At 41.0% G+C, this 25,381-nt stretch carries 28 protein-coding genes; 10 read left to right on the forward strand and 18 right to left on the reverse strand.

Going from position 1 to position 25,381, the window contains the following annotated elements; all coding sequences use genetic code 11:
- The first annotated feature begins 116 nt into the window (after positions 1-116).
- The 6 genes from lexA (at position 117) to dprA (ending at position 3,616) form a co-directional block, all read left to right on the forward strand.
- Positions 117-740: a transcriptional repressor LexA gene (gene lexA / locus ACO5E4_RS05970; RefSeq protein WP_485862404.1), complete on the forward strand. Its 624-nt coding sequence runs from the start codon at positions 117-119 to the stop codon at positions 738-740.
- Positions 741-891: 151 nt separating this feature from the next.
- On the forward strand, positions 892-1,269 hold the full coding sequence (rpsF, locus tag ACO5E4_RS05975) for a 30S ribosomal protein S6 (protein WP_005555822.1): 378 nt from the start codon (positions 892-894) through the stop codon (positions 1,267-1,269).
- The gene (priB, locus tag ACO5E4_RS05980; protein ID WP_314954052.1) at positions 1,256-1,582 is read left to right on the forward strand and encodes a primosomal replication protein N; all 327 of its coding nucleotides are present in this window, start codon (positions 1,256-1,258) and stop codon (positions 1,580-1,582) included. Before rpsF ends, priB begins: the two co-directional genes overlap by 14 nt.
- Before the next feature lie 12 nt (positions 1,583-1,594).
- Entirely contained in the window at positions 1,595-1,825 is a 231-nt protein-coding gene (gene rpsR, locus ACO5E4_RS05985) for a 30S ribosomal protein S18 (protein WP_005541294.1), read from the forward strand.
- Between the two features lie 15 nt (positions 1,826-1,840).
- Complete coding sequence (rplI, locus tag ACO5E4_RS05990) at positions 1,841-2,290, forward strand: 50S ribosomal protein L9 (protein ID WP_006716790.1); 450 nt, start codon at positions 1,841-1,843, stop codon at positions 2,288-2,290.
- A gap of 210 nt (positions 2,291-2,500) precedes the next feature.
- Positions 2,501-3,616 carry a DNA-processing protein DprA gene (gene dprA, locus ACO5E4_RS05995; RefSeq protein ID WP_485862405.1) on the forward strand — a complete coding sequence of 372 codons (1,116 nt, stop codon included), beginning with the start codon at positions 2,501-2,503 and terminating at the stop codon, positions 3,614-3,616.
- A 51-nt stretch (positions 3,617-3,667) separates the two neighbouring features.
- Here dprA and ACO5E4_RS06000 read toward each other — a convergent pair whose 3' ends face one another.
- From ACO5E4_RS06000 to priA, 14 genes are all read right to left on the reverse strand, one after another.
- Complete coding sequence (locus ACO5E4_RS06000) at positions 3,668-3,841, reverse strand: anti-sigma factor family protein (protein WP_448758264.1); 174 nt, start codon at positions 3,839-3,841, stop codon at positions 3,668-3,670.
- Entirely contained in the window at positions 3,838-4,428 is a 591-nt protein-coding gene (locus tag ACO5E4_RS06005; RefSeq protein WP_314954064.1) for a sigma-70 family RNA polymerase sigma factor, read from the reverse strand. The genes ACO5E4_RS06000 and ACO5E4_RS06005 overlap by 4 nt, the downstream gene beginning before the upstream one ends.
- Positions 4,429-4,608: 180 nt before the next feature.
- Positions 4,609-4,899, reverse strand: a complete 291-nt coding sequence (locus ACO5E4_RS06010; RefSeq protein WP_033002415.1) for a hypothetical protein — start codon at positions 4,897-4,899, stop codon at positions 4,609-4,611.
- 245 nt (positions 4,900-5,144) lie between these two features.
- On the reverse strand, positions 5,145-7,118 hold the full coding sequence (locus tag ACO5E4_RS06015) for an LTA synthase family protein (RefSeq protein WP_485862406.1): 1,974 nt from the start codon (positions 7,116-7,118) through the stop codon (positions 5,145-5,147).
- Positions 7,119-7,187: 69 nt separating this feature from the next.
- A complete protein-coding gene (locus ACO5E4_RS06020) occupies positions 7,188-7,847 on the reverse strand; it encodes an NAD(P)H-dependent oxidoreductase (RefSeq protein ID WP_485862407.1) in 660 nt (219 codons plus the stop codon).
- Between the two features lie 118 nt (positions 7,848-7,965).
- Positions 7,966-8,259, reverse strand: a complete 294-nt coding sequence (yggU, locus tag ACO5E4_RS06025) for a DUF167 family protein YggU (RefSeq protein WP_048750021.1) — start codon at positions 8,257-8,259, stop codon at positions 7,966-7,968.
- 26 nt (positions 8,260-8,285) lie between these two features.
- The gene (locus tag ACO5E4_RS06030) at positions 8,286-8,846 is read right to left on the reverse strand and encodes a YggT family protein (protein WP_454905989.1); all 561 of its coding nucleotides are present in this window, start codon (positions 8,844-8,846) and stop codon (positions 8,286-8,288) included.
- 15 nt (positions 8,847-8,861) lie between these two features.
- On the reverse strand, positions 8,862-9,809 hold the full coding sequence (gene corA, locus ACO5E4_RS06035) for a magnesium/cobalt transporter CorA (RefSeq protein WP_006716772.1): 948 nt from the start codon (positions 9,807-9,809) through the stop codon (positions 8,862-8,864).
- Positions 9,810-10,238: 429 nt separating this feature from the next.
- A complete protein-coding gene (locus ACO5E4_RS06040; protein ID WP_485862408.1) occupies positions 10,239-11,039 on the reverse strand; it encodes a methyltransferase domain-containing protein in 801 nt (266 codons plus the stop codon).
- 147 nt (positions 11,040-11,186) lie between these two features.
- Positions 11,187-14,285, reverse strand: a complete 3,099-nt coding sequence (acrB, locus tag ACO5E4_RS06045) for a multidrug efflux RND transporter permease subunit AcrB (protein WP_485862409.1) — start codon at positions 14,283-14,285, stop codon at positions 11,187-11,189.
- 13 nt (positions 14,286-14,298) lie between these two features.
- Positions 14,299-15,489 carry a multidrug efflux RND transporter periplasmic adaptor subunit AcrA gene (gene acrA / locus ACO5E4_RS06050; RefSeq protein ID WP_485862410.1) on the reverse strand — a complete coding sequence of 397 codons (1,191 nt, stop codon included), beginning with the start codon at positions 15,487-15,489 and terminating at the stop codon, positions 14,299-14,301.
- A 28-nt stretch (positions 15,490-15,517) separates the two neighbouring features.
- Entirely contained in the window at positions 15,518-16,087 is a 570-nt protein-coding gene (locus ACO5E4_RS06055) for a TetR/AcrR family transcriptional regulator (RefSeq protein ID WP_485862411.1), read from the reverse strand.
- Positions 16,088-16,286: 199 nt separating this feature from the next.
- Positions 16,287-17,108: a cell division protein FtsN gene (ftsN, locus tag ACO5E4_RS06060; protein WP_485862412.1), complete on the reverse strand. Its 822-nt coding sequence runs from the start codon at positions 17,106-17,108 to the stop codon at positions 16,287-16,289.
- A gap of 106 nt (positions 17,109-17,214) precedes the next feature.
- A complete protein-coding gene (gene priA, locus ACO5E4_RS06065) occupies positions 17,215-19,413 on the reverse strand; it encodes a primosomal protein N' (protein WP_485862413.1) in 2,199 nt (732 codons plus the stop codon).
- A gap of 159 nt (positions 19,414-19,572) precedes the next feature.
- Between priA and yibB the strand changes: the two genes are divergently transcribed.
- On the forward strand, positions 19,573-20,436 hold the full coding sequence (yibB, locus tag ACO5E4_RS06070; RefSeq protein WP_485862414.1) for a protein YibB: 864 nt from the start codon (positions 19,573-19,575) through the stop codon (positions 20,434-20,436).
- A gap of 6 nt (positions 20,437-20,442) precedes the next feature.
- Here yibB and ACO5E4_RS06075 read toward each other — a convergent pair whose 3' ends face one another.
- From ACO5E4_RS06075 to ACO5E4_RS06085, 3 genes are read right to left on the reverse strand one after another with little or no spacing between them, the layout of a single operon-like run.
- Entirely contained in the window at positions 20,443-20,817 is a 375-nt protein-coding gene (locus ACO5E4_RS06075) for a capsular polysaccharide synthesis protein (RefSeq protein ID WP_485862415.1), read from the reverse strand.
- Positions 20,783-21,448 carry a capsular polysaccharide synthesis protein gene (locus ACO5E4_RS06080; protein WP_485862416.1) on the reverse strand — a complete coding sequence of 222 codons (666 nt, stop codon included), beginning with the start codon at positions 21,446-21,448 and terminating at the stop codon, positions 20,783-20,785. The genes ACO5E4_RS06075 and ACO5E4_RS06080 overlap by 35 nt, the downstream gene beginning before the upstream one ends.
- Before the next feature lie 8 nt (positions 21,449-21,456).
- Positions 21,457-22,305: a glycosyltransferase family 25 protein gene (locus ACO5E4_RS06085; RefSeq protein WP_485862417.1), complete on the reverse strand. Its 849-nt coding sequence runs from the start codon at positions 22,303-22,305 to the stop codon at positions 21,457-21,459.
- Between the two features lie 254 nt (positions 22,306-22,559).
- On the opposite strand from ACO5E4_RS06085, the gene rpmE reads away from it, so the two are divergent.
- The 3 genes from rpmE (at position 22,560) to ACO5E4_RS06100 (ending at position 24,545) form a co-directional block, all read left to right on the forward strand.
- A complete protein-coding gene (rpmE, locus tag ACO5E4_RS06090) occupies positions 22,560-22,772 on the forward strand; it encodes a 50S ribosomal protein L31 (protein ID WP_006716752.1) in 213 nt (70 codons plus the stop codon).
- 61 nt (positions 22,773-22,833) lie between these two features.
- Positions 22,834-23,520, forward strand: a complete 687-nt coding sequence (locus ACO5E4_RS06095) for a glycosyltransferase family 25 protein (protein WP_485862418.1) — start codon at positions 22,834-22,836, stop codon at positions 23,518-23,520.
- Positions 23,517-24,545 (forward strand): glycosyltransferase family 9 protein, encoded by a 1,029-nt coding sequence (locus tag ACO5E4_RS06100; protein ID WP_485862419.1) that lies wholly within the window; start codon positions 23,517-23,519, stop codon positions 24,543-24,545. The genes ACO5E4_RS06095 and ACO5E4_RS06100 overlap by 4 nt, the downstream gene beginning before the upstream one ends.
- 3 nt (positions 24,546-24,548) lie before the next feature.
- Here ACO5E4_RS06100 and mutM read toward each other — a convergent pair whose 3' ends face one another.
- Positions 24,549-25,364, reverse strand: a complete 816-nt coding sequence (mutM, locus tag ACO5E4_RS06105) for a bifunctional DNA-formamidopyrimidine glycosylase/DNA-(apurinic or apyrimidinic site) lyase (RefSeq protein ID WP_485862420.1) — start codon at positions 25,362-25,364, stop codon at positions 24,549-24,551.
- Between the last annotated feature and the right edge of the window lie 17 nt (positions 25,365-25,381).

Genomic DNA, 25,381 nt, shown 5'->3' on the forward strand with positions numbered 1-25,381 from the left:
CACAATTCTGGGATAAGCCTCTGATTCGATTTATATTTCAACAAAAGAAAGGTTGCACCTTGATCTTTTCTGTATATAATACCAGTTACTTATGTATAAAATAACAGGGTGATTTTATGAAACCACTTACAGCTCGGCAACAGGAAGTTTATGATTTTCTGAAACACTATCTTGAAACAACCGGCATGCCACCAACGCGGGCGGAGATCTCTAAAGAACTAGGATTTCGCTCTCCAAATGCGGCTGAAGAACATTTAAAAGCCTTGGCGAAGAAAGGCGTGATTGAAATTGTCTCCGGCACATCCCGTGGTATTCGTTTATTGCTTGAAGATAATGGGCAAGAAGAACCGGGATTACCGTTAATCGGGCGTGTAGCCGCAGGTGAACCGATTTTAGCGGAACAGCATATTGAAGGCACATATCATGTTGATCCGGCCATGTTCAAACCACAAGCGGATTTTCTACTCAAAGTTTATGGTCAATCCATGAAAGATATCGGTATTTTGGACGGTGACTTATTAGCCGTCCACAGCACCAAGGATGTACGCAATGGACAAGTTGTCGTTGCCCGCATTGAAGACGAAGTCACAGTAAAACGTTTAGAGCGCAAAGGTTCGACGGTTTATTTACATGCCGAAAACGAGGAATTTGCCCCGATTGTCGTGGATTTGACTCAACCGACGCAATTCGAAATTGAGGGTATCGCTGTCGGCATTATTCGTAATAATGCTTGGATGTAAAAACACCGGAAAAATCAACCGCACTTTTCTTGCAAAAACCGGCTTTCCGTGTATAATTTGCGCCCTCAGTCACATCCGAATTAGTTCCTTGCTTCCACAAGATTGGTGACTGGTCTTACGTTGGAGGCTGATTAACCCGTAAGGAGCAGTAATGCGTCACTACGAAATCGTGTTTATGGTTCATCCGGACCAAAGCGAGCAAGTACCGGGCATGATTGAACGTTACACCGGTTCTGTAAAAGAAGCCGGCGGTCAAATTCATCGCCTAGAAGATTGGGGTCGCCGTCAATTAGCATACCCAATTAATAAATTACATAAAGCACACTACGTGCTTATGAATGTAGAAGCGCCTCAACAAGTAATCGACGAGCTAGAAACGACTTTCCGTTATAACGATGCTGTATTGCGCAGCCTTGTTATTCACACTAAGCACGCCGTAACCGAAGCGTCCCCAATGGTTAAAGCAAAAGATGATCGTAAAGCTTTAACTGAAGTTGAATCCAACGATTTTGAGGATGCTGAAGAGTAATTTGAACATTGAAAACCGTTTATCCATTATTGGTATCGTTACCGGTAATCTTAAACGGCGCAAAAGCCCAAACGGGATCGAACATTGCCAATTTTTATTGGAACATCGTTCAAACCAAGTGGAAGCTAATTTAACAAGACAAGCTTGGTGTAAAATTCCGGTTCAGGTGAGCGGCAATCAATTAATAGAAAAAACTCAAGGCATTACGGTCGGCAATAAAGTATTAATTCAAGGTTTTTTAACCACCCATCAGTTAAATAATGGGTCAACGCAATTAGTCTTACATGCCGAGCAAATCGAATTTATAGATTAGGAGACCAGCCAAATGGCACGTTATTTCCGTCGTCGTAAGTTCTGCCGTTTCACAGCGGAAAATGTTGTTGAAATCGATTACAAAGATATCGCTACATTAAAGAACTACATTTCTGAAAGCGGCAAAATTGTACCAAGCCGCATTACCGGTACTCGTGCGAAGTACCAACGCCAATTAGCTCGCGCAATCAAACGCGCTCGTTATTTAGCGTTATTACCTTACTCTGACACGCATCATCACTAAGAAGGGGAAGGTCAAATGCAAGTAATTCTTTTAGATAAAATTGCACACTTAGGTAAAGTGGGCGATCAAGTAAATGTTAAATCCGGCTATGCACGTAACTTCTTAATCCCACAAGGTAAAGCAGTTATGGCAACCGCAGCTAACATTGAACACTTTGAAGCACGTCGTGCAGAATTAGAAGAAAAAGCAGCACAAGCATTAGCCGCTGCTGTTGACCGCGCAGCACGCTTAGAAGCATTAGGTTCTGTAACCATCGCGTCTAAAGCAGGTGACGAAGGTCGTTTATTCGGTTCTATCGGTACCCGTGACATTGCTGATGCAATCACTGCAAAAGGCGTTGAAGTGGCGAAAAGTGAAGTTCGTTTACCAAATGGTTTAATCCGTACTCTTGGTGAACATGAAGTAACTTTCCAATTCCATGGCGAAGTTTTCTCTCACTTAAACGTGATTATCGTTGCTGAATAATTCAAAACGAAAAGAAAAACCCGGCTATCCCGCCGGGTTTTTTTATTTGACACTAAAAAGTGCGGTAATAAAAAAATATTTTTCCCCACCTCTCCTAATTTTTATCCTCTTTCTTTTTAAATTACGATCCTGATCGCAAAATAACACCTCTTTTATCCTCCTCATTTCTGCTCTCCGTATAATTTTGCTTAAAAAAGAGCAAAGAAGAACATGAACACCCATTTACCCCTTTTCCTTCGCCTATTACAAATTCCTAAACTAGGCCCAACCTCAATTCAAAAAATACTTGATCAAGTAAATTTATCTGATTTGCAAGATTACGATGTTACCGCATTCAAACATATAGGTTGGAATGCCCAACAAATCCAAGCCTGGTTCAATCCTAAAAAACGCTATATTGAACCGGCACTTTTATGGGGAGAAAAAGAGGGTAATCATATTCTTGATTATTATCATCCGGATTATCCTGCGCAATTAAAACAAATTGACAGCGCGCCACCGGTGTTATTCGTCAAAGGTGAAACATCCACCTTATCTCACCCACAGATTGCTATCGTTGGCAGTCGTCAATGCTCAAGTTATGGGGAATATTGGGCAAAGTATTTTGCCTCAGAACTAACAACCAATGGTTTCATCATTACCAGTGGGCTCGCCTTGGGCATTGACGGATTCTGTCATCAAGCCGCTGTAGATTTAAAACAGCCGACTATCGCGGTATTAGGAAGTGGTTTGGAAGAGGTTTATCCGGCGAAACACCGTAAATTGGCACAACATATCATTGAACAAGGTGGTGCGTTAGTTTCTGAGTTTTTCCCGTTGCAACCTCCTATCGCAGAAAATTTTCCCCGCCGTAATCGTATTATTAGCGGATTATCTCTCGCGACGTTAATTATCGAAGCCACGGAACGCAGCGGATCTTTAATCACCGCTCGTTATGCACTAGAACAAAACCGAGAAATTTTTGCTCTACCCGGCAATATTCAAAGTCAATTTAGCCAAGGCTGTCATAAACTGATCAAACAAGGCGCGATGCTAGTAGAAAATGTAGAAGATATTTTAGAAAACCTTGCACCACAAATGGTATGGAAAAAACACCTGAAAAATAGACCGCACTTTTCTTCCCCAACGGCCATTTCTCCGCAACAAGAGGAAAAGGTATCGCCTACTTATCCAGAACTTTATCAAGCGATTGGATATACGCCAATCAATATTGATTCCCTCTCTAGCACACTCAATTTGTCGGTGGAGCAACTTCTTATTCAGCTTTTGGAATTAGAACTTCAAGAACTGATTTACAGTGAAAATGGGTTATACCGACGCACTTAATTTGTCCCTCAAAAAGCATCAAAATACCCCAGAATAAGAAATAATCGATGCTTATTGTTCAGAAAAATCACGCATTAACTTATGCATTTTTTTACAATTTTTAGCAAATGCACGACAGTACGGACAAATAGCCAAATGCAGATACACCCGACCTTGTGTTAATAAGGACAGGGGTTTTTCTTGGTGCATTGAAATGAATTTGGTGACTTGATTACATTTCATCATTTCTCTCCGGCATTATCCGTTTGATCAAACCAATGGTGGGACAAACACGCTTGTAATTGTAAGCGGGCGCGGTATAGCAACACGTGCAAATTAGAGGTGGATAAATCACATTCTTGGCAAATTTGTTCACTTTGCATATCAAAATATTCTCGCATCATAAAAACACGCGCTTGCTGTGCCGGCAGATGATCCAAGCACGCTTCAAAAATAATCCAAAACTCTTTTTTATATACCTGTTCTTGAGGTTCTTCCCACGTAGAAGGTAAAAATCGACTACGATCCCAGTGTCCTTCTTGATCAAAAAACACATTGGGATCATCGTCATCGCTCACCTCTGAAACCGTCACCACACGCTGCCGATACTTCAATAAATCAATAATCTGATTTTTCAAAATGGCAAAAAACCACGTTTTTAACGCAGCTGCCCCTTTAAATGACGCCGCATGCTGATACGCCTTTGCCAGAGCTTCCTGCACCACATCTTCCGCCAAATCCTTGTCGCGCAACTGCAGCAGTGCAAATTTTAACATTTGCTCCCGAATAGCTTGTATTTGCTGAGATGAAATCGATTGAAACGCCAACGGCATCGTTGAAGACATAAGAAAATCCGTTTTATCTGTACTCACAAGTATTCATCATAATCCCATCTCTTTCACAAAGAAAGCCATACCAAAGAATTCATGGATATGAATGATGTACTTTGTGAAAAGGCTTGTTTATCACAAGCCTTTTCATTCAAAAAGAAGATGAACCTTATTTAAAACAAGTTACATTTTCGGTTTCATAGGTTCATTCTCTTTCATGCCCTGTTCCATGTTATTTTCCATCATTTTTTTATCTGATTTCATCTTTTTCTTCATATCATTCTTCATCGCTTTTCCCTCTTTCATCTTATCCATTTTATTATCCATCATCGGCTTGGCATCTTTCATGTCCTCCATTTTATGTTCCATTTGCTGTTCCATCGGTTGCGTGCTTTTCATTTCAGCAGACACTTGAAAGGCCATTGCCATGCCAAGCACACCGGCTAATGCGACGAATGATGTCATTTTTTTCATAAGAAACTCCTTTAATCCTATTGAGATATGTTGAATTTTTTTCATAAAGAAAAACAGTAAGAAAATAAATCTGTTCTTACCTGTGGATTAGACGATATCACCTGCTGATTTCTTACAAAAATTTTTATGAAAAAAGAGGAGGTAGGAAAATCAATACCTACGAGGATAGAAAAAACGAAAAAAGTGCGGTCAAAATCCACCGTGAATTTCTATCGTGAATTTTTACCGCACTTTTCCTCTTAAAATCAGTGCTTACTTTCTGCCTGTTTAATTTCCGGTGTGGTGTATAAACGATGTTTATACAAATAACTACCTAACAGCGCGTGCGCCAAGGCTTCTTTGACCATACTTTGTGGTACGTCTGCTTCCGTCAAGGTTTCTGTAGCTTTGTCGTAACGGTAAGTTTTCGCACCCACTTTCGGGAATTGAATCACCACATCGTTGCCGCGCATCAATGCCTGCACTTGGTCGTATTGCATAATGGCGCGGTTTGGATCATTTGGTTGAGTCAGGTCATAACCGATCATCGGATAATCGCCACTAATGCCTGCCAGAGAAAGCAAGGTAGTCGGCATATCGAATTGGCTAACCAAACGATTATCACGGCGCGGTTCGATACCTTCGCCTAAAATCAATGCCGGAATATGGAAATGCTTAATTGGCATCAAGCTGGCACCAGCCACACGAGAGTCGTGGTCAGCAATCACTAAGAAAATCGTGTCTTGCCAATAATTGGAGGCTTTTGCGAGTTTGAAAAAATGCCCGATCGCATAATCCGCATATTTTGCCGCATTGTTGCGCATGGCTTTCGGTTGTTCGTACAGCTCGATTTTGCCATCCGGAAATTCAAATGGATCGTGGTTGCTGGAGCTGAACACAAGGCTAAAGAACGGTTTGCCTTCGTTGTGTAATTGGGTAAACGTCTCATTGGCTTTAGTGAACAAGTCTTCATCGCTCACGCCCCACGTGCCGGTGAAACTTGGATTTTGATAATCCATTTGGTCGATAATACGTTTAAAGCCATTGCCGTAGAAAAAGCCCGCCATGTTATCGAAATGCTTTTCCCCACCGTAAATGAAGGATGTGTCATACCCCCGTTGGCTTAATAGTTGTGCCAAGGTAAAGAAACCACGTTGGCTGTTGTTGAGTTTCACCACAGCACGTGCCGGTGTTGGTGTGAAACCCGCGGTAACCGCTTCTATGCCACGTACGGAACGGGTGCCGGTGGCGTATAAATTATCAAATAACCAGCCTTGCTGTGCCAACTTGTCAAATTCCGGCGACAATGGTAAACCGCCTAGCGTACCGATAAATTGCGCGCCAAAGCTTTCTTCCAAAATAATCACGATATTTTTCGGTTTGCCTTGGTAAGTGGCTTGGTTACGGGTCAAGGTTGGAATTTCCTTGGAAAGATAAGCCTCTGCCGGACGGCTTCCGCTGTTTTTCACAATGGAGAGCATTTCTTCCACATCCATTTTGCCGTAGGCTTCGGAAGAGGTACCTTCGTCTTTAAATTGTTGCGCCGCATAAATCACAGAATAACCTGAATTCAGCACCAAGGAATTCACCATGGCATCAGAGGAAAACGCCACCATGGCCGGGTTGATTCCGCGGTGTTGAAAACTGGAACGCGCACCAAGAAAACTCAAGGCAATCACCAACAACGCGACCACAGGGCGCCACGTCCAACGCATTGGCGTGATATTGCGCACCGCCCAACCGGCCAGTTTCCAATACACCACCACGGCAATCAACGTAAAAACGAGGCTAAAAATGACCGCACTTAAATGCCCTTCCATCAGCATGGAGAACACTTCTTTCGGGTAAATCAAATATTCGATGAACAGGCGATTCGGGCGATAATCATAGGTCTCAATAAATGCCGGTGTCGCCAGTTCCATAAACACGATAAATACACTGCCGGCCGTCAACCAAAAACGCAAAATACGCTGCCAAATGCGCCCCAAGGCGTTTTGATGATACAGCAACACGGTCAATAATGCCGGCACGCCGAATAAATAACACAAAGATACCACGTCCATGCGTAAGCCTTGCAAGAACAATTCGCCCCAACCGTTGACTGCGCTGACCCGTTCCTGTTGCCATAAAGATAAGCCGAGGCGGGACAGCGTAAATACGATGAGATTAATCAAAGAGAAGAAAAAAATCGGAAATAGCAGCGAACGTGGTCTGCCTTTTGTAAATAAATATCGTGACATGTCAGTCTCCAAAACATAAAAAATCCGCTCTTTTAAGCTGTTAAAGCAAAGAGCGGATTTGAGAAAAAATTATTCGATCCAATGAACAATCTCATTGAATGGTTTGCGGGATTTCGGACGAATGTCTTTAGCACGATAGCCGAAAGTCACTGCCACAGATACCGCATATTTTTCTGCGTCATAAGCACCGGTTTGCGCCAAAATACGGTTGACCTCCGCATAGTTAAACCCTTCAATCGGACAACTGTCGATACCGATTAAAGCAGCCCCCGTCATCATATTAGCTAAAGCGATATAGGTTTGTTTGCTCGCCCAATCGAATAAAGTGCGGTCATTTTCCAACACTTTTATGTCGTTTTTTTGGAATGTTTCGTATTTTGCGACAGCTTGTTGTAGTTGTTCTTTATTTAGGCCACGACGCAACAAATTCTGGCGAAAATCGTCCGAATCGTAACGGGCTTTTTTATTTGCCAAAATGACGACCACATGGCTGGCATCATCTAACTGTGTTGCCATCCCCCAGCTCACCGGTTTTAACGCTTGGCGTAACTCAGGGTTCTGAATCACTAAAAATTGCCACGGTTCAGAACCGACAGAACTCGGCGACAAACGCCCAAGCTCCAAAATATAATCAAAATCTTCTTGGCTGATTTTACGGGTAGGATCGTAATAACGCGTTGCGCAGCGAAAATGGAAGGCATCTAATACTTGTTGTTTAGTGATGCTCATAAACGTCTCCTTTACAATAACACAATGAGAAATAAGAATAAGTTGCAACTTGCTTGCTCATTTTCCGCTTATTTTGATATTTGTCCAGTAAAAAACATGTGGATTTTTGACCGCACTTTTACACTGTTAAATACGCTTCAATTTGTGGCGGAATCGCTTTAGGGCAAGGGATGAGAACTTGTTTATGTCGATTAAGCTCCCCTTTTTCCAGCACAATGCTACTTTTGGGCACTTTGAAAAGTTTACTGAGGAATTTGAGTAAATGGGCGTTGGCTTGCCCATCCACAGGAGGTGCGGTAATGCTGATTTTTAATTCATCATCATGCAAACCGACAATCTGATCTTTGGCGGCTTTGGGTTGTAAAAAGATTCTAAGGCGCAAATCATCGCCGCTTCGTTCTACTGCCGCCATACTGAGATTCCTAAAATATCGTTCGCTTAAAACGCCGCCACAGCCCAAAGACCACCGAAGACGTCGTAGAGTACACGATTGAGTAAATACAAGATAAAAACTACCACCATTGGTGAAAAATCAATCATGCCGGTATTAGGTAGAATTTTACGGATCGGACGAAGCACAGGCTCGCTTAATTGGTACAACAAATATTGTGTTTGACCGGCAGCACGATTAAACCAGCTTAAAATAGCCCCCACTAACAATACGTAGAAAATAGCCTCACCAATGCTGTGCACCACACTTAATACACCAATCACGGCATATTCAAATAAGGAAGCACCTGCGATAGTGCCAAAAAAGTTTAATAAAGGAAATTTTACCCATCCCAAAATTAAACATGCCAATAACGCGGCAACATTCACACCTTTCACTGTTGGCGCGAACTGACTGAGTGGCGCGACAACAGGTTGCGTTGCTTTCACTAAGGCTTGTGATAAAGGATTGTAAAAATCCACACGCGCCAGCTGGAACCAAACACGTAAGATTAAAATAAAGCTATAAACACTGATCACAGTCGCAATCAAAAATTGAATTGAATTCATGCTGTTTCCTTAAAATTATAACCAGCCTTTGCGTTTGAAATACCAATATGGTGCAAACGCCGCCAATGCCATTAACCCCAACGCCATCGGATAGCCAAATTTAAACCCAAGTTCCGGCATATCGTTGAAGTTCATACCGTAGTTAGACGCTACCAACGTTGGCGGGAGGAAAATGACCGATACAACGGAGAAGATTTTAATAATACGGTTCTGCTCAATATTAATGAAACCCATTGCAGCTTGAAGCAAGAAGTTCACTTTTTGGAACAGGGATTCATTATGCGGTTGCAAAGACTCAATGTCTCGTAAAATTTCACGTGCCTGTTCTAACTGATTAGCCGGCAAACGGGTTTTACGTACCAAGAAACTGAGCGCGCGTTGCGTATCCATCAAACACAAACGCACTTTGGAACTGGTATCTTCTTGTTCTGTTAAAGTTGCCAAGGCCTCATCAAAAGCCTCCCCTTGAGTTCCGTTTAACACCACGCGACTTAATTTCTCTAAATCCGCATACACGTTTTCAATGACATCAGCCAGTTGCTCAATTTTTGTCTCAAATAAATCCAATAATAATTCATAGGAGTTACATTCGATTAAACGCTGATTACGAGAACGCATACGATATAAACGGAACGCCGGTAATTCGCGGTCACGCAAAGTAAACAAGCGCCCGTCACGAATAGTGAACGCCACGCTGGCTAAATCTGCATAGTCATTTTCATCTTCACAATAAAAGAAGGAGTGCAAGTGCAAACCGTCTTCGTCTTCAAAAAAACGTGCGGATGCTTCGATGTCTTCCAATTCTAGGAAAGAGGCTAAACTCTGGCCTAGATTTTCTTGCAAGGTCTCACGTTCTTCAATAGTCGGTTCAATTAAATCAAGCCAAATCGCGGTATTTAACGGCTCGGTGGTTTCATCAATACGAACTAAGCGAGCATCTTCAAGGGCAAAGGCGTTTATCATTTTGTCATACTCCCGTATTGGACTATGCACATGGCAGTGAACGGTGGCAAACGAAAGGAATATTACAAGCAATCACGATCAAAGTGCGGTCGTTTTTAGACGCGTTTTTTAACGATAAATAAAGAAAGCTGTAATGAAAGAATATGTTGCAAATTTCGTTTGGCGAAAAGATGCCGAAAAAGAGAAAGGTAAAAGAAACTTACCAACGAAACCATCGCCGATAAGTAAGAAAAGCGATAGTTACAGTGAAAACTCCGTTCGGTATCGACTGTGACTGTCCAAAGTGTGTGTCCTCATGTTACTAAATCGCGCGCAATGTTACGCCTGAAAGCCTGATTCGTCAAGGCGAAGACGAAAAAATCCCCTTCGCCGAATCACGTTCAAGAGTGAAAAAACACCTCAAAATTACACCGCACTTTTAAGCCATATTTAAGCCACATTCCACCAAATTAACGCCCATTTGCGTTGTCCATGTTCAATGGCTTCATTGTTCTGTTGTTTTTGGCGATAAAATGTGGATAAGCCTTGTTTTTCTTTGTCGTTCAATGGACCAAGTGAGAATTCCACGGAATTCAGCAAATCTTCATAGGTTTCGCCCATAAAACGGCCGGATTCCGTTTCAATGAAACTGAGGTTGGCTTGAATGCCTTTTTGATAAAGTCGATTGAGCAGGTAAATATAAGTCGGGAAGCCAATATCATCACGCCCAATAGCAGAAAATACCCCTTCATCTAAGAAGTGGCGCTGTGTTACAGAAGTGAGATACACCCGTTTTTTCGCTTTAGCGCAAAGTTTCTCGATCATGTCATCTAAGTCATCCACTAACGTAGAACGTGATGCCAAAATCACATCCACTTGCGGTACATCGTCCCAATTCTCCGACCAAGAACGACGAATCAGGTTTAACGTTGTCAGTTGCAAGTTTTGCTTATATTCCGCCAACACATCCAACATTCCTGTACTGTAATCCAAGGCGTACACCTGACTGCCTTGCTGTGCCAAAGGAATGGCAAAGGTACCCGGACCACAACCAATATCGAGAACACTTTCTTCCGGTTGCACCTGCATGGTTTCCAGTAATTGTTGATTATAACGGCTGGTTTTTCCCACCAAATTTTCCGCCATTTTGACGGCTTTTTTGTCCCATTTTTCAGGTGGCAAATTGTAATGGTTACAAGCAACAAGATGCTGTTTGTAGAGGGCGTTAAAATCAATATCGTAGAAAGTCATTGTATTTTCCTAAAGTGCGGTGGATTTTGGCGATAGATTTTACCGCATTGCTATATGCTTTAAAATATAACGAATACAAGATTTACCGCAAAAATAAACCGCACTTTGATTGCTCAACAGTGCGGTCTGTTTTAAGGATGATTTGAATTAGTGATTTATCTCACCTTCAATCGGTTTGACGTTTTCATCAAATTCCGGAAGCGGTTTATGTTCACTTGCCACGTAAGAATAAATCACCGGCAATACGAACAGGGTAAACAACGTACCAACCGCTAAGCCTGAAACAATCACGATCCCCATACTGAAACGGGAGACTGCGCCGGCACCGGTCGCATAAAGCAATGGAACCAAGCCGGCAATCATCGCCGCCGTGGTCATCAGAATTGGGCGTAAACGCACTTTTGCCGCATGCGTAATTGCATCAATACGGGAACGTCCGTGGTTCAACTGCTCTTCTTTTGCTACTTCACACATTAAGATACCGTGCTTGGTGATCAAACCAACCAGCGTAATTAAGCCGACTTGGGAGTAAATATTCAGCGTTGCCCCTGCCGTGCCAATAAAGCCAAAGAAGTTCAAGGCAAGCAATGCACCACTGATCGCCAACGGTACAGAAATCATGATCACCATTGGGTCACGAATGGACTCAAACTGAATCGCCAATACCAAGAAAATAATAATGACCGCCAACACGAATGTGACCGCTAACGCATTACCTTCTTGTACTAACTGACGGGCTTCGCCTTTGAAGTCGTAGTTGTAGCCTTGTGGTAACAATTCTTTTGAACTGTCTTCAAGCCATTGAATCGCATCCCCAATGGAAGAACCCGGCATCGGCACCGCGCTGATCACCGCTGAGTTAAGCTGGCTGAAACGTGGCAAAGAGCTTGGTTGCGGTTCTAATGACACGCTGATCAAACTGCTTAACGGAACTGATTCGCCATTCGCAGCCGACACATAATAGTTATTCCAGCTTTGTGGGGATAAACGGTTTTCGCGTTTCACCTGTGAAATAATTTTATACGCACGACCGTCAATATCCACACGTTCAACCGTTGCGGCAGATAAGAAGCTGCCTAATGTTGCACTGATTTGTTTCATCGTAATACCGTAAGTACCGGCTTTTTCACGGTCAATTTTGATGTGCATTTGTGCCGTATCGAATTTCAAATCTAAGCTCGAGTAAACGAACTTGCCGGATTTCTGCATCGCTTCCAAGAATTTGCCTGCCACATTCGCCAAATCTGCATAGTCTTGAGAAGTGCTGATCACGAAACCGATTGGTGGTCCTTGTTCCCCGGTTTCAATTTCAGGGAAAGCAAAACCACTGACAGATACTTCCGGAATGGTCTTGGCTTTATTGTTTAACTCTTGCAACACTTCTGCTTGACTTCTGGAACGATCTTTCCAGTCTTTTAAGGTCACTACGTTCAAAGATTGGTTGGTGCTTGGCACACCGGAAATGCTCATCGCAAATTGCACTTCGTCCGTATCCGTTAACATTTTTTGATACGGCGCCATCGCCGCTTGTACATAATCGACGTTCACGTTAGACGGTGCAGAACCAATCGCCAAGAATGCGCCTTTATCCTCCGTCGGCGTCAATTCACTGGAAAGGGATTTGAACATAATCGGCAAGGTCGCAAAAATAATCGCAGCGAAAAACACCATGCATTTACGATTTGCCATCACCAAATCCAAGACGTAAGCATAAGCGTTGTTCACTTTGGTTAAAGTGCGGTTAACACGCTCTTCCAATTTGCTGGGGGCTGAATGATCTTTCAGTAATTTACTGGTCATCATCGGAGAAAGCGTCAATGCCACGATACCGGAAATAAATACCGCACCGGCAAGGGTTAAGGCGAACTCTTTAAATAATGTTCCGGTAATGCCGCCCATTAACGCCATTGGCGAATATACCGCAATCAACGCAATCGTCATGGAAATGACCGGCACTGCAATTTCGCGTGTACCGATAATTGCAGCACGGAATGGCGTTTCACCGAGCTTAATATGGCGGTCAACGTTTTCCAACACCACAATGGCATCATCCACCACCAAACCGATTGCTAAAATTAAAGCCAGCAATGTCATCAGGTTGATGGAGAAATCCAACGTTTGCAACATCATGATCACCCCGATAAGGGAAATCGGAATGGTAATGACCGGAATTAAAATCGCACGGAAGGACCCGATAAACATGGTAATCACCACCAATACGATAATTGTCGCTTCAATGATAGTTTTTACCACTTCTTCAATGGAGTTATTAATGGCAACAGTACGGTCATATAAAATGTCTGTTTGAATCGCATCCGGCAAATTATTTTTAATACTTTCATACAACGGCAGGATTTTTTCCGCCACCGTTAACGGGTTTGCGGAAGAGGTCGGGTTCACCGCTAAAACAACGGAATCAGCACCGTTGGCTACTGCACGCGCCGCATCACTGGATTTATTTAATTCAATATCCGCAATATCCCGTAAACGCACCAGTTTATCGCCATTGGAAGAGACTATCAGATTACCCAGTTCCTCCACGGATTTAGTCGTGGTATCCACTTTGTTTTTGTACACCACATAAAAACCGTTGTCGTTACCCGCTGCGGTTTGTACGTTGTTTGAGGATAAGGCAGACATCACTTGCGTCGCAGAAAGATTTTGCGCAGCCATTTTTTGCGGATCTAACCAAATACGTAGGGCATATTCGGATGCACCGAAAATATCCACGCTTGCCACCCCTTCAACGGTAAAGAACTGCGGTTTCACGACACGTTGAATATAGTCGGTCACTTGGCTGGCATCTAATTTAGTAGAACGGAAACTAATGTACATAATCCCCGAACCACCGGTAGAAGAGGTTACGGTCGGGTCTTCAATGCCACTTGGCAATTCTGAACGCACGGAGTTTACCTTCGCCAACACATCGGCAAGCGCCGCATTCGGATCGGTATTTAATTTCATTTTTACCGTAATCACCGAGCTGCTTGGGCTACTGCTGGAAGACATATAATCCACGTTATCCGCTTGAGCCACCGCCTCCTCAATTTTGGAGGTCACGAACGCCTGAATCAAGTTTGCATCGGCACCAGGATAGACGGTTGAAACCTGAATGACGGTCGTGGTCATTTTAGGATATTCACGCACTGCCAGTTTTGAAATTGCTTGCAATCCTAAGATAATGATTAACAAGCTAATCGAAACTGCGAGAACAGGACGTCGAATAAATATATCGGTAAATTTCATTCGCTGTTCCTAATTAGAGATTGGTTTTCGTTGCCGGTTGTGTGGTGCCGACACCTTCTTTATCTGCGACAAGCACTAATGCGCCATTACTTAAATTTTGCTGACCACCGGTCACGATTTTATCGCCGATTTTCACTTCATCGCCTTTTAGCTGAGAATAAATACCTTGGCGATCTTTGGTAAACACCGTGATTTGCTTCGCACGATACATTTTGTTTACATCGCCTTGGCTAGCAAATTTCTCTTTTTCCTCATCAGAAAGTGCGGTCAAAATATAAAGAGATTCACCATACATGTTGTAGCTCACGGCGACTTGTGGCACGACAATTTGGTCATACTCCGTTGCCAATGCCACGTTTAAACGGGTGAACATACCGGATAACAGTTTTTCGCCATCTTCCGGATCAAACGTGGCTTGCACGTCAATTAATCCGGTGGAGGAATTAATCGCCGGTTCAATCGCAGAGATCGTTGCCGAGAAGGTTTCGCCTAAACGGGCGTCTGCCGTAGCGGTGACTTTTTGACCGATATGCAATTTTTCCAATAAATTCTGTGCAATCGCGAAATCTACTTTCATGGAACTGCGATCTTCCACACGCACGATTTCTGTGCCGTTCGATACATACTGACCCACATTGACTTTCACGATACCGGCTTTGCCATCAAACGGGGCAACAACTTGGCGACGCTCGATAGTCGCTTTTAAAGATTCCACGTTAGCCACTTGCGCATCATACGCAGCTTTTGCATTATCCAATTCTTGACGGGAAACACCACCGCTCTTCGCCAAATTCGCATAACGTTGGTAAGTTTGACGCAAAGAAATCACTTGCGCTTCAGCCGCTTGTAAGCTTGCACGCTCCACCGAACTGTCTAATTCCACCAACAAATCGCCTTTTTTCACGCTTTGTCCGTTAGTGACTAACACTTTTGAAATCGCCCCCGCACTTTGCGCACTCAGCATCGCACCTTGATTTGGACGAACCAAACCGGTTGTCTCAATCACCGGTGTCCATTGTTGAGCAGAAATGGTCATTGCCGTTACCGGAACAGCCCTTTCACCTTGATTAGCAAGATACTCGGCAATGCCTTTTGATTTCATATAATTCATCACAATCATTGCGATGAAAATAAGGACAAAAATACCCAAAGTCATTTTTAGCAAAAAAGCATGTGAATGCTTTGGCTTGATGGTTTCGGTCATACAAACTCCGTAAATATCTCTTGAGTGATTATTGATTTTTTACAGCACGCCAAGTCCGTTCAATCACAGACTCCAGCATTTCTGTTGAAACTTCTTTGATAAAATGTTGGCATTTGAAGGCGATATTAATCGCACTTTCCAACGAGATGGCAAATAAAATATGGGTTGGCAAATCTGCCACTTCACCGGCCTCTTTTGCTTTATTACAAAACTTATGCCATAGGCTATCTTGCTCCCATTCCCGACAAATATCAATAAATCCCGGTAAGGATTCATATTGGTGCATATTACTCATGATCGTCGGATCGCTTTGCAAAAACGTCCAAATATTCCACCACATTGTCCGATACTGCTCGGCAAAAGATTGTGTTTCATCGTGATCTTTTTCCATCGCACGTTGAAACGAGAGGAAAATATGACGAGCGAATTGGGCCAACAATTCTTCTTTATTTTTAAAATAAATATAAATGGTCCCCGGCGAAATTTTTGCAGCCTTTGCGATTTTATGCATCGACAAATTCGGCAAGCCTTCCTCTGCCATCAAGTTGTCCGTTGCAGAAAAAATCCGCTCAATCATATCCATTTCAGATTGATTCATAGTCATTCGTAAACATTGAGTAAATCGTTAAGAAGTGCGGTGAAAAATATTTTCACCTCGCACATTGGGTAGGTTACACACAGTCAATACATCATCACTGAATGAACGTTCGTTCATTTTATTGATTTTTTGTTTTTTGGCAAGTTAAAAATAAAAAAGTGCGGTGAAAAATCACCGCACTTTTTTGTTGTTTCATTCATTACATGGCAATCACAACACAGTTAATAACACTCTTCGCTTTTTCCTGCATCTTCACTGCGGCATTGCGATCCCCTGCCGGACCAACCACAACACGATTCCAATCCGCGCTTTCTTTCACTCTCGCCGGCAATCCGAGCAAGCTTAAACGCGCCTGTAAACCTTCTGCCTGTGCTTTATTTTTAAAGGCGCCACACTGCAAGCCATATTTTCGCTCAGCACTATTACTTGTCGCTGTTTGTTGCGCCGGCTCCGTTTTTTTCTGAGGCTCGGCCTTAACTGTTGGCTCAGTTTTTTTCTCTTCTTTTGGCATTGTAGCTTTCTTCGCCTCTACAACCTGAGGTTGCGGCTTCGATTGTGCTTGAGGCTGCTGCGTTGCTTGTGTAATAGCCGCTTGAACCGGTTGTTGCGTAGCGGCTTGTACAGTTTCTTGCGCTTCTGCTGCTTTCGTTTTAGCCAATTCAGCTTGTTTTTGCTCTTCTTCCATCGCAGCTAAAATCTTGCGTTGCTCTTCTGTTAAACGCATATTTTTATCCAACGATTTTGGATTATCATTAATCGGCACAGTACGTGTTTCCAGTGCCTTGATATAACTCCACACTTCTTCCGGGCGATTCGGTAAAACACTTTTCGGCTGTGTTTTTTCGACTGTTTCTTGCGGTTGTACTACATTTTCCGGCGCTTTTTCCTTCAACAAATACAATCCGAATGCAAATGCCGCCACAATCATGATGGCAAGCATTAACAACACCGACTTATTACTTTTGCGCTGCTTCTTCTTTTTCTTTGCGCCGCTACGGGCGGCGTAATCACGTTGAGCCACGATAAAACCTGTTTAATCTAACTAAAATAATCAATAACTATATGACAATAAAAAATTCCGCTAATTCTACTGAAAAATTACTTTATTGACCACAAAAAAGCCAAAACTAGCTTAAATCTAACGGATCCACATCTAAAATCCACCGCACTTTTGTTGTTTGATCGCCTTGATCGCGTCCAAATGCCGTCAAGACTTGATGCAAGGCTGCTCGCGAAGGATGTTGCAACAATAACTGCCAACGATATTGCCCTGCTTTTTTACTGAATGGCGCCGGCATCGGTCCGAGGATTTGTAATTCCGGTGCAATATCTCGTTTCACCTGCTGTAAATATTCCGAAAACTTCGCCAACAAATTCTCTGCATCTTCACTATGGCGACTTTGCGCTTTGAACAACGCTTGTGAGCTGAAAGGCGGCAATCCCATCGCTTTACGCAACGCCAAGGCATTGAGAGCAAATTGGTTGTAGCCTTGTTGCAACAGGCTTTGTAACAAAGGATGTTCCGGATAATGGGTTTGTAAAAGCACTTCGCCTTGTTGCGCACCGCGCCCAGCACGCCCTGCCACCTGCATATAAAGTTGAGCCAGTCGTTCTTCCGCACGGAAATCTAATGAAAATAATGCACTATCCACGTTGACTAACGCGACTAAGGTAACATTCGGGAAATGGTGCCCTTTCGCCAACATTTGTGTCCCGATGAGAATTTGGCTTTTGCCCTGTTGAATATCCGCTAAATAACCTTCTAACTTGCCTTTGCGCGCCGTTGTGTCACGATCAATTCGGGCAATGCCATAATTTGGGAAAATTGCTTTTAAGGTATCCTCTAGCTGTTCCGTACCTAATCCCGTGGTAATTAATTGTGTAGAACCGCAATTGCCGCATTGGCGCGGAATCGCCTTTTGTGCACTGCAATGATGACAACGCAAGACATTGTGTTGTTGATGATATGTGTAAGGTTTATCACAATGGCGACATTCCGCCATCCAACCGCATTCATGACACAGCAACACCGGTGCAAAACCGCGTCGATTCAGAAACAACAACACCTGATTGCCTTTTTCTAAATGCGCCTGCATACGTTTTATCAGGATTTCCGATAAACCGTTACGCATTGACTGATGTTTTAAATCAATGACGTGTTGTTGAAGTGCGGTGGACTGATTGGCTTTTTCTGACAGACATAAACGCTGATATTTTCCCTGCTGCGCATTATTCAGACTTTCCAAACAAGGCGTTGCCGACCCCATTAAAACGGGGATATTCAGTTGTTTTGCATACACCACCGCCAAATCCCGAGCATGATAACGCCAACCGTCTTGCTGCTTAAAAGACGCGTCATGTTCTTCATCGATAATAATCGCGCCTAAATCGGCAAATTGCGTAAACAACGCCGATCGCGTGCCAATAATGACCGCACTTTGCCCGCTGCACGCACGTTGCCACACGTGTAATCGTTGTGTGTCATTTAAATTGGAATGCAACACATCAATCACCACGTTAAAACGGGCTTGGAAACGGCTTACCGTTTGTGGCGTTAGCCCGATTTCCGGCACCAAGACCAACACTTGTTTACCTTGATTTAAAATCTCTTCAATAAATTGCAGATAGATTTCTGTTTTGCCGGAACCTGTCACGCCGTCCAACAACCAAGCGACAAACCCTTGGGTAAATTTCAATTGGCTGAATACCAACGCTTGTTGCTTGTTGAGCGTTAATCGATCGGCTTTATTGGTGATTGGTTTATCGGCTAATTGTTGTTGCCAGGTTTGAATTTCCGGTTCTTGAGCGATTTCGGTAATGTATTCTTTGGCTTTCAACGCCGACCAAATGCCGCTACCAAATGGATTGTTGCCTTTTTCCAGCCCATCCTTTGCCGCCTGCAATGCTTCAAGCTGTTTTTTCGAGCGTTTTAGTAAACCTTGCGCCAACGCTTGCTCGCCAAGTGCGGTCAGTGTCCAAAAAACTTTTTGTTTTTCCACCGCACTTTCCCTTTGGCGCAGCTTCACCGGCAAGGCTTGTGACAACACTTCGCCCAACGGGGCATGATAATAATTTGCCGCCCAATTTAAGAACTGCCAACTTTCCGGAGAAAACAGTGAAGTATCATCAAGACAGGCTAGCACAGGCTTCACCTGTTCTTTAGGAACGTCCGTCTGTTCCACAACGTCAACGACAACGCCAACCCGCTGCTGCGTTCCAAAGGGCACAAGCACCCGCGCCCCAACGACAACCTTCATCGACGTAGGGAGAACATAGTCAAAATAGCGATGTAACGGCACGGGAAGTGCGATTCGGGCAAATGGCATAAGATATTGCTAGGATGAAAATTATCGACGTTCATTATATATGTAGCTGAGACACAAATCATTATTGATTGGTCTAGAGAATAAAATTACTATTTTGTATTACGATCAAACGGAAAAAACCTTATAATCACGGCTATTTATTAGCCTGAGAAATCTCTTATGACTACATCTAATAACAATGATCTCATTACCATCGTAACTGCATTTTTCGATATAGGCAGAGGAAATCTTCAATCAAAAGAGAAGTTACCTGACTATATGACGAGAACAAATGACACCTATTTTGAGTATTTCTCTAATTTAGCAACACTAGATAACCCAATGGTTATTTTTTCGGATAATGAACATATTGAAAGAATAAAGAATATTAGGGGAAATAAACCCACTACGGTTATTCCGTTTAGTATTAAAAAATTTGAGAAAACATTAAAACGAATCCAAGAAATTCAAAATAGTGAAGAGTTCATTTCTAAAGTAAGGCCCGACCTGTTAAAAAACATTGAATATTGGAACAATAAATATGTGTTAGTAACGAATCTGAAATCCTATTTTGTTAATAAGACGATTAAAGATGGGCTTGTTCAGACAGATTTAGTTTCTTGGATTGATTTTGGATATGTAAGGAGTTTGGAGACCTTAAATAATATTAAAAAATGGGAATATCATTTTTCTAATGATAAAATTCATTTTTTTACAATTCGCAAGAATTATCCTCTAAATAAACTATCTGATGTTCACAGGGCAATATTTAACAATATTGTTTTTGTAATAGGTGGTGCTATTGTCAGTCATAAAAAGAATTGGGGTTCATTCTTTAAAGAAAATTTATCCAATCAAAAATTCCTATTGAATAACAATATTGTTGATGATGATCAAGGTGTGTTTTTAATGACCACCATCAGAGAAAAAGATAAATTCAAATTTAATTATCTTGGCAAGGATAAGTGGTTTCATCTATTTAAAAAATTTGATAAAACCAGTAAAATCTCATTGAAAGAAAAAATAAAAGAGTTTTTTATCTAAGATATACTAACGATATTTTTCTTTGAAGTAATCATAGAAACTATTTGGCAAGTAATCTTTAACATAGGTTAACTTATGCTGGTTACACTGTGCTAAAATTTCGCCTAACTTACCTTTATCAAAAGGACTATTTAACTCGGAAAATAGCAAATGCGGTAAGGTGTCATCGATGATCTCAAATTCATCAATTAACCCTTCTCTCTTTAATTCATCAAATAAAATTTGAAAGAAGAAATAGTGTGGGATGCATTCTTGGGTTTTCCAAAAGAATAACATTAATTGGAGTAATTTATTTACGGTATTGTTTTCTCTTTTTGAAAACATAATGCTACTTAAGAAATTTACTCTATGATTTTCTTTCCAAGAAAGAATAATTGCCATTTAACTTCTGCCATTTTTCTTTATATTTAGTTTGTATAGAACGTTGGAATACAAAAAACTCCATTGTGCTAAAATGAGCAGAAATAGGATCCGTAAATAAAAATGTAGCATCAACCCACACCCCGCCATAAACTTTTAGTAAAGCTAATCTTAGTAAATCAGAGAAAAAAACATGGCGAAAATGAGTATTTTTCCTTTTTTCATAAATAAAATCAGGAAATTCAATATACTCACTTATATTCTGATCATCTAAATAAATAACCTCATAATTACCTTTATTCATCTGAACCGAACGGCTACAGATTTTAACAACCTCGGGCAGCGACTCACTATTCCAACCTTGTCCCCAATATTGCCAAATAATCTTTTTATCCTTTAAGTCCTTTTTAGGCGTAATAATTATTTCATCCAATTCATCATTAATATAAAGAGAAATGATTTTCTTCCAACAATTAGCAACATGATTTTGCTGAGATAAATCTGCTTTTCTTGCAAGCCATTTACGAATAGGCTTAGGAATTAAACCTGTATAAAATATTTTATAAGGCTTATTACTCACAGTATTGATGAGATTAAAAAATGTTGAGTTAGTTGAAAATAAATTTGAGAGTGAGGAATATTTTTCTTTCATAAGATTATCTACATAAAACGAACGATTTCTTTACCTTGTATTTCATTAAGATATTGTTTCTTTTCCCATTTTTCTTTATTTATTGCCCGTATGACATTGTCTTTTATTCGGACAAAACGTTGTTTCAGCGTTTTCTTTTGTCGTAATTTAGGCTTATTTTTTCTTTCTTGTTCTAAGTGGCTAAGGAGTAGGCTTCCATCTTGATGTAGTTGCAATTCTTGCACGCAAATTGCCGGATTTAGTTGATATACCCGATATCTAGGAACATCAATCAGCTGATTAAATATAATTTCATCAATAGGTTTAATCTCTTCTGAGGAAAATTTTTCAAACACTTCCATTAGATACTTAGCTGCACCATGAGAAATCACATATCCCGCCGTACCAAAATGTTTGGATTTTAAAATATCAATTTCTCTCTGTTGGAAAGGTAAAATTCCTTGCTGTTTTTCAACCTTAACGGGCATCAAAAATGTTTCTAAACGTAGGACAAAAATCTCTTGAAAATTGAACCGCACTTTTAACCACTCATCTTCTGCAAGAAACCGTTCTGCACTCTCACCAAGCAAAATATCGTCCTCAAAAAGCGTAATGTAATCTAAATTCTCATTAACACATTTTTTCCACAACATGAAATGACTCATCAAGCAGCCCTTTTCTCCCATGGTTAACTTAGGAGTGGCTGCAACATTGGGAAGATAACGCTGTAAATGATCATTAAGACGCTCAGAAGGTGTAAACGCATCAAAAAATTCAAATGGGATGTTCTGTTGACCGAATTGTTGGATGATATGATTTCGACGTTTATCCGCAGTAGAAATGCTGATAACAAAGTTTTTATTTTCAATAAAATGCATACAGAAATATTGGGTTAGTCGTAGATTGCAAGCTATCTTACTATTTTGATTCAATAAAATGAATCTTAATATATATAAAAAACAAAGCTGTGAGCCTGTTCACAGCTTGAACTACATGATTTTTTTCTGTAAAATTCGCACCCTTACACACAAGCGTGCCATTTTATAATGGCGTAATATTAATCTCATGCGGTGTCAGGGATTGCTTTTGCGATTGGCTTGATAGCGGCATGGCTTCAAATTTGAGGTTTTCTATGAAACAAGGTATTCATCCTGAATATAAAGAAATTACTGCGACTTGTTCTTGCGGTAACGTGATCAAAACTCGTTCTACCTTAGGTAAAGACATCAACCTTGATGTGTGCGGTAAATGCCACCCATTCTACACAGGTAAACAACGTGTTGTTGATACCGGCGGTCGTGTTGAACGCTTTAACAGCCGTTTCAAAATTCCAGGTACGAAGTAATCTGAATCTTAACCCTCGCAATTGCGGGGGTTATTTCTATATGATTTAAGGTGATATGTTTATGGATAATGCTTACAATGTCCCGCCAATTTTTATTATCAGTTTGAAAAATTCTTCCCGCCGAGAATTTATCGCAAAACGCCTAAAAGGACTTGGACTGCAATTTGAGTTCTTTGATGCCGTTTATGGAAAAGAGCTAAGTGAAGAAGAACTTGCTAAAGTAGATTATCATTTTTATAAAGCATATAACCCTCTTCCACTGACCCTTGGAGAAATCGGATGTGCAACTAGCCATATCAAGATTTATGAGCATATGCTAGAAAATAATATACCATCCGCTATTATTCTTGAAGATGATGCAATTGTTTCTCAATTCTTTAAGGAAATTATTGAAGATATTCTCTCTAAAATTCATCACAGCTATGAATTGGTTTTCTTAGATCATGGAAAAGTCAAATCATATCCTTTTAAAAAGAAATTAATCGAAGGATATCGATTAGCGCATTACCGTAGCCCTTCTAAAAACTCCAAACGATGCATCATATGTGCAGCAGCTTACTTAATCACACTTTCAGGTGCTCAAAAATTATTGAATTATGCCTACCCAATAAGAATGCCTGCAGATTATCTAACCGGTCTTATACAAAAAACTAAAGTAAATGCTTATGGAGTTGAGCCTCCATGCGTTTTTAGAGGGCTTGATACCGATTCAGAAATTGATCAAATTGCAGATAGACATAACAAATGAACATCAAAGCAATGCTCCAAACGATACGTCTATGGATAGGGAAACTTATCTTAGATAAAAAAACACCTAAAAATGCTACCGCACTTTCACCTAAGAAAATTCTTTTCTTACGGCAAGATGGGAAGATTGGCGATTACATTGTGAGTTCTTTCGTTTTCAGAGAAATTAAAAAATTTAATCCGGAGATTAAGATTGGTGTAGTTTGTACGACAAAAGGCGCCTATTTATTCAAACAAAATCCTCATATTGACCAACTTTACTTTGTGAAGAAAAGAAGTATTTTTGACTATATTAAATGTGGCTTATCTCTTGCAAAAGAAAGATATGATGTTGTTATCGATCCAACATTATTAATAAGAAACCGTGATTTACTTTTGTTAAGATTAATCAATGCTAAAAATTATATTGGTTATAAAAAACAAAATTACAAACTATTTAACTTTAGTATTAATCAGGAGCAATTACATTTTTCTGAAGTGTACGCAGAAGCAATAAAATTGTGTGGTGTAGAGAATATTGATATTAGTTACGACATTCCAAATCACAGTGATAAAAAAGAAGATATCGCACATTTCATTAAAGAAAATCATCTTGCTAACTGTATTGCTATCAATTTCTTTGGTGCCGCTAGTTCTAGAAAATTCAAAGAACAAAATATTTGTTTATTTATTGAAAAACTTCAATCAGAGAATAAAAGAGTTTTGCTGTTAACTTATCCTGAAGTCACACCTTTATTAAAAAGCATTTCAGAAAAATACGCTAACGCATTTGTTTATGAAAAAACCGAAAATATTTTTGATACCATCGCATTACTTCATCATTCTAGTCTGGTTATTTCACCTGATACTTCTATTGTTCATATTGCCTCAGGCTTAAATAAACAAATCATTGCTTTCTATAAATTAGCTGATAAAGAGAATTTTGCCCACTGGAATCCGAACTGTAAAAACAAAACTCACATTATTAACTTTGTTGAGAATGTTAATGAGATATCTCCAGAGGACGTATTGGAAGTTATCAGATAATACCTATCCTTTCTTCTGACACATCGGGCAATAAAAGCTGTTTCGTTGTCCGATAATTAAACTTTCAATTTTTGTACCGCATGTTGGACAAGGTTTGCCTTTATTCCCGTAAACCAACAATTCTTGCGCAAAATAACCTGGACGGCCGTCAGGTTGTAGGAAATCTTTGAGTGTCGTTCCGCCTTGTTCAATGGCTTTGGCAAGAACCGATTTAATAGTTTCAACCAAACGTTCACACTGTTTTCGGGTGAGATTCGCGGCAAGTTTTAATGGGTGTAATCCGCACAAGAACAAACTTTCATTTGCATAAATGTTGCCGACGCCCACCACCACAGCGTTATCCATTAAAAAGGTTTTAAGTGCGGTCGTTTTTTTGCGGGATTTTTTAAAAAGATAGTCTGCGTTGAATTCCTCTGATAGCGGTTCCGGCCCCAGTTTCAAAAACAAATGAAACTCGTCTAATTTTTCTGTCCACAACCAAGCACCAAAGCGGCGCGGATCGTTATAACGCAATAATCGATCATTGTTTAGCACAATATCCAAGTGATCGTGTTTATCAACCGGGCAGTCATGCGGTACGATTCTTACGGTTCCTGACATTCCTAAGTGCCCGATGATATAACCTTTTTCGGTATGAATGATAAGGTATTTGGCGCGGCGGCTCAGATCCAGAATTTTTACTTGATGCAATGTCGCTAATTCCGGCGAGACTGCCCAACGGAGTTTCGGCTGACGTACCTCGATTTTTTCAATCACGTAATCTTTCAAATAAGGGCTTACACCACGCACTGCAGTTTCGACTTCAGGTAGTTCAGGCATTCTCTTTCTCCGATAGC

This window comes from Aggregatibacter sp. (assembly GCF_057314075.1).

Excerpts from the sequence above, each read along its gene's own strand:
- ACO5E4_RS06055 (WP_485862411.1), bottom strand. The coding sequence starts at position 16,087 with ATGAATCAATCTGAAATGGATATGATTGAGCGGATTTTTTCTGCAACG.
- rpsR (WP_005541294.1), top strand. The coding sequence starts at position 1,595 with ATGGCACGTTATTTCCGTCGTCGTAAGTTCTGCCGTTTCACAGCGGAA.
- rpsF (WP_005555822.1), top strand. The coding sequence starts at position 892 with ATGCGTCACTACGAAATCGTGTTTATGGTTCATCCGGACCAAAGCGAG.
- dprA (WP_485862405.1), top strand. The coding sequence starts at position 2,501 with ATGAACACCCATTTACCCCTTTTCCTTCGCCTATTACAAATTCCTAAA.
- lexA (WP_485862404.1), top strand. The coding sequence starts at position 117 with ATGAAACCACTTACAGCTCGGCAACAGGAAGTTTATGATTTTCTGAAA.
- ACO5E4_RS06005 (WP_314954064.1), bottom strand. The coding sequence starts at position 4,428 with ATGCCGTTGGCGTTTCAATCGATTTCATCTCAGCAAATACAAGCTATT.
- ACO5E4_RS06075 (WP_485862415.1), bottom strand. The coding sequence starts at position 20,817 with ATGGCAATTATTCTTTCTTGGAAAGAAAATCATAGAGTAAATTTCTTA.
- ACO5E4_RS06100 (WP_485862419.1), top strand. The coding sequence starts at position 23,517 with ATGAACATCAAAGCAATGCTCCAAACGATACGTCTATGGATAGGGAAA.
- ACO5E4_RS06000 (WP_448758264.1), bottom strand. The coding sequence starts at position 3,841 with ATGATGAAATGTAATCAAGTCACCAAATTCATTTCAATGCACCAAGAA.
- rplI (WP_006716790.1), top strand. The coding sequence starts at position 1,841 with ATGCAAGTAATTCTTTTAGATAAAATTGCACACTTAGGTAAAGTGGGC.
- rpmE (WP_006716752.1), top strand. The coding sequence starts at position 22,560 with ATGAAACAAGGTATTCATCCTGAATATAAAGAAATTACTGCGACTTGT.
- yibB (WP_485862414.1), top strand. The coding sequence starts at position 19,573 with ATGACTACATCTAATAACAATGATCTCATTACCATCGTAACTGCATTT.
- ACO5E4_RS06010 (WP_033002415.1), bottom strand. The coding sequence starts at position 4,899 with ATGAAAAAAATGACATCATTCGTCGCATTAGCCGGTGTGCTTGGCATG.
- priA (WP_485862413.1), bottom strand. The coding sequence starts at position 19,413 with ATGCCATTTGCCCGAATCGCACTTCCCGTGCCGTTACATCGCTATTTT.
- priB (WP_314954052.1), top strand. The coding sequence starts at position 1,256 with ATGCTGAAGAGTAATTTGAACATTGAAAACCGTTTATCCATTATTGGT.
- acrA (WP_485862410.1), bottom strand. The coding sequence starts at position 15,489 with ATGACCGAAACCATCAAGCCAAAGCATTCACATGCTTTTTTGCTAAAA.
- mutM (WP_485862420.1), bottom strand. The coding sequence starts at position 25,364 with ATGCCTGAACTACCTGAAGTCGAAACTGCAGTGCGTGGTGTAAGCCCT.
- ACO5E4_RS06085 (WP_485862417.1), bottom strand. The coding sequence starts at position 22,305 with ATGCATTTTATTGAAAATAAAAACTTTGTTATCAGCATTTCTACTGCG.
- yggU (WP_048750021.1), bottom strand. The coding sequence starts at position 8,259 with ATGGCGGCAGTAGAACGAAGCGGCGATGATTTGCGCCTTAGAATCTTT.
- acrB (WP_485862409.1), bottom strand. The coding sequence starts at position 14,285 with ATGAAATTTACCGATATATTTATTCGACGTCCTGTTCTCGCAGTTTCG.
- ACO5E4_RS06080 (WP_485862416.1), bottom strand. The coding sequence starts at position 21,448 with ATGAAAGAAAAATATTCCTCACTCTCAAATTTATTTTCAACTAACTCA.
- ACO5E4_RS06015 (WP_485862406.1), bottom strand. The coding sequence starts at position 7,118 with ATGTCACGATATTTATTTACAAAAGGCAGACCACGTTCGCTGCTATTT.
- ACO5E4_RS06040 (WP_485862408.1), bottom strand. The coding sequence starts at position 11,039 with ATGACTTTCTACGATATTGATTTTAACGCCCTCTACAAACAGCATCTT.
- corA (WP_006716772.1), bottom strand. The coding sequence starts at position 9,809 with ATGATAAACGCCTTTGCCCTTGAAGATGCTCGCTTAGTTCGTATTGAT.
- ACO5E4_RS06020 (WP_485862407.1), bottom strand. The coding sequence starts at position 7,847 with ATGAGCATCACTAAACAACAAGTATTAGATGCCTTCCATTTTCGCTGC.
- ACO5E4_RS06030 (WP_454905989.1), bottom strand. The coding sequence starts at position 8,846 with ATGAATTCAATTCAATTTTTGATTGCGACTGTGATCAGTGTTTATAGC.
- ACO5E4_RS06095 (WP_485862418.1), top strand. The coding sequence starts at position 22,834 with ATGGATAATGCTTACAATGTCCCGCCAATTTTTATTATCAGTTTGAAA.